The 9579-nt window shown below is 36.1% G+C and carries 8 protein-coding genes; 5 read left to right on the top strand and 3 right to left on the bottom strand.

From position 1 onward, the window contains the following. Together U9P79_09125 and U9P79_09120 are read right to left on the bottom strand one after the other, a co-directional pair. The coding region (locus tag U9P79_09125; GenBank protein ID MEA2104782.1) for a hypothetical protein at positions 1–1200 on the bottom strand (1200 nt) is incomplete at its 3' end. A gap of 573 nt (positions 1201–1773) precedes the next feature. Further along, on the bottom strand, positions 1774–2241 hold the full coding sequence (locus tag U9P79_09120; GenBank protein MEA2104781.1) for a helix-turn-helix domain-containing protein: 468 nt from the start codon (positions 2239–2241) through the stop codon (positions 1774–1776). 334 nt (positions 2242–2575) lie between these two features. Between U9P79_09120 and uvrB the strand changes: the two genes are divergently transcribed. From uvrB to U9P79_09095, 5 genes are all read left to right on the top strand, one after another. Then, positions 2576–4573, top strand: coding sequence for an excinuclease ABC subunit UvrB (gene uvrB, locus U9P79_09115; GenBank protein MEA2104780.1), 1998 nt, complete (start codon positions 2576–2578; stop codon positions 4571–4573). A gap of 302 nt (positions 4574–4875) precedes the next feature. Further along, on the top strand, positions 4876–5358 hold the full coding sequence (locus tag U9P79_09110) for an adenosine-specific kinase (GenBank protein ID MEA2104779.1): 483 nt from the start codon (positions 4876–4878) through the stop codon (positions 5356–5358). Further along, complete coding sequence (gene thpR, locus U9P79_09105; protein ID MEA2104778.1) at positions 5358–5918, top strand: RNA 2',3'-cyclic phosphodiesterase; 561 nt, start codon at positions 5358–5360, stop codon at positions 5916–5918. Before U9P79_09110 ends, thpR begins: the two co-directional genes overlap by 1 nt. 17 nt (positions 5919–5935) lie before the next feature. Next, a complete protein-coding gene (recA, locus tag U9P79_09100; GenBank protein ID MEA2104777.1) occupies positions 5936–7003 on the top strand; it encodes a recombinase RecA in 1068 nt (355 codons plus the stop codon). After that, positions 6963–7586: a RecX family transcriptional regulator gene (locus tag U9P79_09095; GenBank protein ID MEA2104776.1), complete on the top strand. Its 624-nt coding sequence runs from the start codon at positions 6963–6965 to the stop codon at positions 7584–7586. The genes recA and U9P79_09095 overlap by 41 nt, the downstream gene beginning before the upstream one ends. A 273-nt stretch (positions 7587–7859) precedes the next feature. Here U9P79_09095 and U9P79_09090 read toward each other — a convergent pair. Continuing rightward, positions 7860–9579 (bottom strand): FlgD immunoglobulin-like domain containing protein (locus U9P79_09090; GenBank protein MEA2104775.1); only part of this gene is annotated, 1720 nt, incomplete at its 5' end.

Below are 9579 nucleotides of genomic sequence, written 5' to 3'. Positions count from 1 at the left end.
AACTTTATAGCCCTGCTTACTGTCGAAATTGCCCAAGTCATTTTGCCAGCCATTATCAAACCAAATTTTATCAATACCTTCAAACCAAACACATTCGAGGATGTCGTCTGTCTGAATACCATTATCATTAAGTAGCCCTTGTCTTTCCAGCACATTCAGGGCATTTTCTGCATTATCGGTAATTCTGTTCAGAACAGGATAGGAAATCCAGTCCACTGCGTCATATTCGTAACCGTCATATTCATCTTGGAAGTAAGAGTGTTCTATGGCAGTAATAGCACCCATATCCGGAGGAGTATCATCTTCGTCCCATTCGGTTTCGGGGTCGCCGGCGTCTATGCAGGGGGAGAAGTTGTTTTCATTCCACTGGAGGGAATAGTCGTTGTTTGCGGGGTCAACGAAGAATGGATTTTCATCGATATTGCCTTCTCCAGCCCAGCCGCCCTGGATGCCGGAATATGTAATATATAAATTATTCTGATTATTTGTAAAAGCATCCATATTATTCCAGATAATTGTGCTATTTATTTCAATAAAATGTTGGTATTGACCACAAGCAATTGCAATTTCATTATCTGCAATTGTGCAATTGTAAATATACAAGTGATTTGGTGAACTATTATTCGATATTTCAATACCATATTGATTATTATAAATACAATTATATCTAATTCTAGCTCGTAATGAATATTGCCAGTCGTTTAACGCTTTAACGCCAACATTATTATTGTATATTTTATTAGATGTTATATTATTAATATCACTATAATCGGTATCTGTTAGTAAACATCCGACATCATTATTCCTAATTATATTATGTTTTACTTCTGAATAAAGCGAGTTGCCAATCCTCACGCCTATTGTATTATTATCTCCAGCGAGCGTCAAATATTGTAATTTGTTAAAATTAGCGCAACCAAACATATCTACAATTATATTATCATTTCCATCACCGTGAATAATAGTGCTATTTGATGTTGATTGATAAAAGCCTTGTACCGTAATATGTACTCCCGAGGGAAAATCAAAAGATTCATAATAATCACCGTTTCGGATTTTAACGAAGTCTCCATTATTTGATGCATCAACTGCTTCTTGAATTGTATCGTAATCATCGGGAACGATATGCGTTTGTATTTGTGCATTTACCATTGAAACCATAAAAATGATTCCAATTAAGGCTAAGATTAACTTTTTCATTTAAAATTTCCTAAAATTTTGTAAATTTTTCAGGTTGTCATATTTATAAAAAATAATTTAATTATGCTTTGTTACGTTTTATCATTCAAAATTTCTCCTAAAAAAGGGTGTCCTCAAAACCTTTCCAACTGAGGAGTACTATCAGTGTTGGAAAGGTGTGTTCAAGTGAATCTGTTTCTCTCACCAAAAAAATTGTTTTCATAAAAAATATAATAATTGAGTTTGCTTATTTTATGCTGATAAATTGCATCGTTTTTTAAAATACAAAAATATGTAAGGAAAGTTGGCGTTGGGAGTAAATGCCTGCAACTTACGTGTGGGATGTAACAGGGGGGGGGTAAGAATAATGAATAATGAATAATGTATAATGAAAAAACTCGTTCGTTTAATGAGTGCTGAAAATTTAACGGAGATATTTTGCATTCGCCTCTCTCTTTTCAAGAAAGAGCAAATAAATAACTTAACCCTTTTACCCACGTTTTTTATTTTCATTTTAATTTTGTCCTACTCACAAATTCCGAATTTTTGCAATCGAAATTTAGATTCCATTTAGAAAAATTCTTGCAAATCTCGTCAAGTTTTGGGTGCAAAATCTGTGGGCGGTCTACACCATAAGTATCCACCCTTTTTAATATTTTCCAGTTCAATAATATAATTATCAGATATGATAGGAGGGATATTCAGGATATATTCGTCAATGTTTTTATTCTTTTCTTTTAAAATATCTTTGGGAGACATATTTTTTCTGATTTTATACCGCTTTTTCTTTTTTTTTACTTTCCCGGCTTGTTTTAATTTCTTGTGAATAGTCTGGTGCGAATAAGATAGAGAAAGAATCTCTTTTATTCTTCTTGCTCCCCAAGGCCTGTTGCCTTTTGTATCAATAATAGATTGTCTAATATCTTCAGGCATTTTCTGAGGATATTTTTGTCTTAAACGTGATTTGTTGTTAAGCCCTTCAAGCACATACTTTCTATACCTAATAAGCCATTTTCTTACAGTCTTACGAGTAGTGTTGTACATCCTGGCAGATTCGCTGATAGAATTTTTTCATCTGTTTATATATTTTATCATTTGTAATCTCTAAATTCGCAATTACGTCATCTATATTGGGGTGGATACTTTTAAGGGTGACTGTCCATTTAATATGAGATGCTAACATTTAATATGTGTGCTTTTTTAAATCCACGTATGATTGAGAAATTTTTAATGAAATTCATTCGGTTTCAGAAAATCTATAAAAAATGGATGGCGGACACAAAGATAAAATGGAAAGTCTTGACACTATTTCTTCAGAAGTAAGTAAGTGAAAAAACAATAATTTGAAAAATCATACTACGATTAAAATAATAGAGAACGAATAAGTTTGCCGATTATGAATAAATTTAAACTAAAATCAGATTACACCCCAAAAGGCGACCAACCTACTGCAATCAGAGAATTGACAGAAGGAATTCTGGAAAAGCAGAAATATCAAACCCTGCTCGGTGTAACCGGCTCCGGAAAAACTTTTACTATTGCCAACGTTATTCAAAACGTAAATCGTCCAACTCTGATCATTTCTCATAACAAAACACTTGCAGCCCAACTTTTCGGAGAAATGAAGCAACTGTTCCCTGAAAATGCGGTTGAATATTTTGTCAGCTATTATGATTATTATCAACCTGAGGCATATCTTCCGGTTTCCGACACATATATCGAAAAAGATGCGAGCATAAACGAAATTATAGACAGATTGCGGCTTCGGGCAACTATGTCGCTGATGGAAAGACGCGATGTGATCATCGTTTCCAGTGTGTCTTGCATTTACGGATTGGGTTTGCCGGAAGATTATCGTGAGGCTTTGATAGATTTGAGAGTGGGACAAGAAATTGACCGAGACCGATTGCTCAAACAATTGGTCGAAATATATTATTCACGCAATGATTATGAATTTGAAAGAGGAACTTTTCGGGTACGTGGCGATGTGGTAGAAATTTATCCTGCATATCTCGAAAATTCTATTCGGGTGGAATTTAGTTTCGATGAAATTAGTGCCATACATCGTATAAATCCGCTTACAAATACGATTTTGGATCAGTTGGATGATTATTCGGTTTATCCCGCAAAACATTTCATCACTTCCGAAAAAAGGCTTGGGGAGGCTTTGCTGGAGATCGAAAAAGAAATGAAGGAGAGAGTAGAATTTTTCAAATCCGGAGAGATGTGGATAGAAGCTCAGAGAATCAAGCAGAGAACGAGTTTCGATATGGAAATGATGCGAGAAGTCGGATATGTATCCGGAATTGAAAATTATTCCAGACATCTTGCCAAGCGAAAACCAGGGCAAAAACCTTCTTGCCTTCTCGATTATTTTCCCAAAGATTTTTTGATCGTTCTTGATGAATCTCACGTAACAATTCCCCAATTGCATGCAATGTACGGAGGAGATTATTCTCGTAAAAAAAATTTGATAGAAAATGGATTTCGCCTTCCTTCCGCTTATGATAATCGTCCTTTGAGATTTGAGGAATTTGAAAAATCCGTAAATCAAATTATTTATATGTCTGCCACACCCGGTGATTATGAGTTGGAAAAGTGCGATGGAGTAATCGTGGAGCAGGTTGTTCGTCCTACTGGATTAATCGATCCTGAAATTATTTTGAAACCGGCTGAATTCCAAGTGGATGATCTTCTGGAGCAAATTCGTAAACGAGCGGAAAAAAACCAGCGAGTTTTAGTAACAACCCTGACCAAAAAGATGGCGGAAGATTTAACAACCTATGTATCGGAAATAGGAATAAATGCAAAATATTTGCATAGTGATGTCCATACTTTCGAGCGCACCAAACTTATTCGCGAACTTAGATTGGGAGAGATTGACGTGCTTATCGGCGTAAATCTTTTACGTGAAGGATTGGATATGCCCGAGGTTTCGCTCGTTGCAATTTTGGATGCGGATAAAGCCGGTTTTCTGCGTTCCGAACGTGCTCTTATTCAAACTTCCGGCAGAGCTGCCAGACATATTGACGGAAAAGTTATTTTTTATGGTGATAATGTTTCTCTCGCAATGGCAAACGCAATTTCCGAAACAAATCGCAGACGAAAAATTCAGCTCGAATATAATCGGGAGCATAATATCACGCCGGAATCTATAAAAAAAACGATTGAGAGCATTATGCAATCTACTTCCGTGGCAGACCAAACGAGAGAGGATAAGGAAAAGAAAGAAGCAGCTCAAAAATCATTAGATTTTGAGGATATTGTCAAGATGAAAAATAGCGGAGATGCTATCAGATTACTAAAGAAGGAAATGCAGCGAAAAGCGGATGAAATGAAATTCGAGGAAGCTGCTGAAATTAGGGATAGAATTTTGGAATTGCAGGAGATGTAACCTTTTATTGTGGATATTTTTAACCCCAATAATACAGTAGAAATAAAAATTTTTTGGAGTGCAACATCCGTGATGTTGCAGTGTTGTATAAAATATCACCCCTGTGAAATAATTTACCCAATTTTTTGCCTATCCGTAAACGAATAGGCTATTTTCTTCCTTGATTATTCCAGCACAAAATTTACAAACGGCATTATGGAGGTTTTGGGAAGATTGTCCAAAATAAAATATCATAAAGTTTGACAAGGATTAAACGGAAATTGAATCCTATTTTAAATTAAAAAGAATTTTCAGGTGATAACATGGAATTAAAAACAGTTAAATTGGAAATCCCGTATGGTTGCAATGTGATTTTAGGGCATTCACATTTTATAAAAACAGTAGAAGATATCTATGAAATAATGATGAGCAGCATATCATCAGCAAAATTCGGTCTGGCGTTCAGCGAAGCTTCAGAAAAACGGCTTGTCCGAAAAGACGGAACTGACATGGAATTGATTGATGCGGCTGTGAGAAATATAGAGAAACTTTCCGCCGGTCATTCTTTCATTATTATCCTGAAAGATGCTTTTCCGATAAACGTCCTAAACGCACTCAAACAATGCTTTGAAGTAGTAAATATTTTTTGTGCTACGGCAAATCCCGTGGAAGTAATTCTGGCAAAAAGTGAGCAAGGTTGCGGTATCCTCGGGGTAATTGACGGTTATTCACCTCTGGGTGTAGAAAATGAAAAAGATATAAAAGAACGAACAGAATTTTTGCAAAAAATAGGATACAAAAGATAATGCGACTTTTTCTTGCAATCGATTTTCCAAACCGGATAAAAAAAAGGATTTATGAAAATGTCAGCATTCTAAAATCATACATTCCCAAAGGAATAAAATGGGTCGAAGAGGAAAATTTGCATATTACTTTCAAATTTTTGGGTGAAGTTCAACCTTCACTCCTTGACGAAATTTGCAATTCAGTTCAAAAAATTACCGACAGATTCCCTCCCTTTAAAACAAAATTTGGGAAGATAGAAGTTGTTCCAAATTATCATAATCCGCGCGTTATTTGGTATGATATTATTGAGAATAATCAGGTTGCTCAGAACATTTTCAAAGAAATTGAAAGCAATCTAAATGCAATTGGTTTTGAAAAATCGCACCGTTCTTTGAAATTACACTCCACGCTTGGCAGGATCAGATTTGTTCAAAACATTGAGTGGGAAAAAATAATTGCAAAAACCCAGAAAATTATCAAGGATGTTCCTTGTTCCAAATTAACATTATTTAGAAGTCAATTAACACCCAAAGGTCCAATCTATACAGTTGAAAAAATCTTTTTATTAAATCGAAAATAAATATTACGGAGGAAAAAATGGCAAAAAAGAAAGACACAGGAAAAAATGAAAACCCTGAACTTAGCACCGCAATAGGACAGATCAGAAAAAAATACGGTGAAGGTTCTATTATGAAATTGGGTTCAAAAACTCATGCTGATATTGATTTTATCCCTACCGGCGCGATCAATCTGGACGCAGCTCTTGGGATAGGTGGCATTCCGCGTGGCAGAGTTACGGAAATTTATGGTGAGGAACAATCCGGCAAAACTACTTTGGCACTGCATATTGCAGCCGAAGCTCAAAAAAAGGATGGCGTGATTGCCTTCATTGATGCGGAACACGCTCTCGACCCTATTTACGCTCGCAAATTGGGAGTTAATACGGATGAAATGCTTATTTCCCAACCGGATACAGGTGAACAGGCTCTCGAGATTGTTGAGACTTTAGTTCGCAGTAACGCAGTTGCACTTATCATCGTTGATTCTGTGGCAGCACTTGTTCCGCAGGCAGAAATTGATGGAGAAATGGGCGATAGACACGTGGGTTTGCAGGCTCGTTTGATGTCTCAGGCATTGCGAAAACTAACGGCAATTATTAGCAAATCCAACTGCTCTCTCGTTTTCATAAACCAAACGAGAATGAAAATTGGCGTTGCCCCCTATATGAATCCGCGAACAACTACCGGTGGAGTCGCATTGAAATTTTATACTTCAGTCCGAATCGAAGTGAAAAAAGGACCGAGCATAAAAGAAACTCCTACAAAAAATATTATCGGAAATGTGGTTTGGGTAAAAATCGTAAAGAATAAACTTGCACCGCCTTTTAAACGCGCTCAGTTTGATATAATTTACGGTAACGGAATTTCATCATTAGGCATTTTGGTGGATGAAGGTGTGGAACACGACATTATTAAAAAAAGAGGCTCTTGGTATTCCTATAACGACATACAACTTGGTCAGGGAAAAGAGCAAACAATTGATTTCCTAAAAGAAAATCCGAAGGAAATGAAAGAAATTGATAATAAAGTAAAAATCGTTCTGGGACTAATTAAACCACAACCGGATGAAGATAACAAAGATTCAAAAAATAGCAAGAAAAAATAAGTATCAAATCTATGTAGATAATAATTATGCCTTTTCACTTTCAAAAAAAGCCTTAGATAAGTTTGGTCTCACAACAGGCAAACAAATCGAGAGTGAAAACCTATCCGAATTAACGGAGAGAGTTGAACTCTACGAAGGTGAAAAGGCAATTTTGGATCTACTTGATTATCGTTTCCGTTCCAAAGGTGAAATTCAAAATAAACTCAAATCAAAGAATTTTTCACCGCTTGTAATCGAAAAATTAATCAATAAGTTTGAAACACTGGGATTTATAAACGATAGTAATTTTGCAGAAATGTATCTTCGGGATCTGATTAAATTTCATCCGGAAGGGAAAATATTACTTAGAAACAAATTAAGATCAAAGGGGATCAGTAGTGAAATCATTGATCTGGTTCTCGAAGAAAATCTCACTGCCGAAGTTGAGCAGGAAATGGCTGATCGGTTGTTGAAAAAAAAACTGAGAAGTTTGGAAAGATTCGAGCCGAAAAAGCGAAAACAAAAAGCATTAGCATTTCTGCAAAGAAAAGGATTCCCCTACCGAATTGCAAAAAACAGTTTTGATGATTTGTTTGAAGATTGAAAAAAACATTTCAGTTAGAGAGGTAATAAAAATTTAGTATTACAAATGAGTCCACTTAAAAAAGGTCATTTTTGGCTAATTGTGTTTAAACCATTCCGCCATAGGGCGAAATGGTTAAATCCCCTTTCTTAAGTTGGCTCACAGATTAAAATATCACCCCTGTGAAATCCCAGTGAAATAAAAAAGATAAAATCATTTCACGGGATAAATAAAACAGATAATCCGCCGGCTGGCGGACACGAGGCAGGCGGATTAACTCAAGTTTTTTCAAGTTTATTTTATAAACATGATCTTTTCAACTTGAGAGATAGCATTATTTTCGAACTCTTTCATCTTCACAAAATAAATTCCTGATGATACGGTTTGGTTTTTATCATCTTTTCCATTCCATGTTTTTGAATGCAATCCTTTGTTGAATTCCGCCTTAACGAGAGTTTTAACCTTTTCACCTTTGATATTATAAATACTGATTTCCAAGCGTGTAATTGTATTGAGAGAGAATTGGATTTCTGTTTGATAATTAAAGGGATTGGGGGAATTTGCAAGAAAGAAAAAATCGGGCATATCAGGTTTTTCATAAATTCCCTGATTTGTTCCGAGTGTGCCGTCCAAGTTTATATTCTGAGCATAAATGTCATTTGCACCATTTCGATTATCTTCCCATGTGGCTACCCATTGATCATTTTGGAAACAACTTACATCCGGATGGATTTTTTGTGAATTGGCAGAACACATCATAACTTTTTCATCTGGCCAAACATAATTTCCGTCTTCATCAATACGCATTGCCTTGATATGCGTATTGATCGCAGATAGCAAGTATTCGTAAAATAAAACTGCATCATTTTGCGAAGCTCCTGCTGCAAAAGGAAGAACATTTGTGCTTGATAATTCGATGAATGCTATTGCACTATCACCCCATAATCTTTCACCTGATGGGGATATTTTTTGTCCATAGATTCCTCGGTTGATTTGATTAGAATCCATCTCATTCCAGAAAGCGAAAATATTATCGGAATTTGGGGGTAATGCAAGTTGAACGTACATCCTATTTCTGTTTGGCAAAGTAGAAACCTTCATGCCATTATCTTCATAAGTACAATTTCCGTCAGAGTCAATATGCTGAAGATATACTTCAAGAATCATATTATTATCTCGGTCATCACGCCAGGCTACATAAAATCCATTATCATGATCCTTAACAATTGATAAAATTTGAGTCCATGCACTTACTCCACCGGCATTTGAAATAATTGTATCTTCGCTCCACACAGGATTTCCATCAGCGTCAAATCTTTGAGCATAAACATTTCTGGTAATATAAGGATAGCTACCTGTATCCTTGTAAAATTTTACCAAGATATTGTCATTTTCAATTGGGATAATTTGGGGCCAGCTATATGATTCTGTTCCCGTTAGAGTAATTCCCGTATCGCCCCAAAGCAAATCACCTGCTGGTGAAATCTTTTGCAAAAAAGAGACTGTTTCCGAAGTCCAAGCGATAATTGCGTTACCGGAGCTAGTAACTGCAGTAACGGGTGAAGCATCGAAAGCAGAGGTGTTTGATAATGCTATGCCATCTGCACCCCAAACGAAATCACCATTAGGAGAAATTCTATAAGCATAGATATTATTGCTTCCTGTTCTGATGTCCTGAAAAGCCAGAATGGCGTGGTTCTCGTTATCAATTGTCATATCCCAATCCGTCAACCAAGTCATTGCTTCATGGTTACTAATCAGGATTCCGTTGTGTTCCCATTGTTCATTTCCTTGGGAATCATAAAGTTGCAGACGAACATCGTAATTGCCGGCATCACTGGAAAACCAGCTCACATACGTAAAATCTGCAGATGAGACTACTTTGGGAATTGCTTGCTCTCCACTTAAATCGCAAACTGCGGTATTCATAGCGGGATCATTACTCCATTGAGCAAAAAGAGGGGTGGAGAACACAGCAAGAACTACGAGACAAGTAACTAATTTTTTAATCATT

This window comes from Candidatus Cloacimonadota bacterium (assembly GCA_034661015.1).
GTDB lineage: Bacteria > Cloacimonadota > Cloacimonadia > JGIOTU-2 > JGIOTU-2 > JAYEKN01.
The sequence above is the reverse complement of the archived record's forward strand: the minus strand, read 5'-3'. Positions and strand labels throughout refer to the sequence as shown.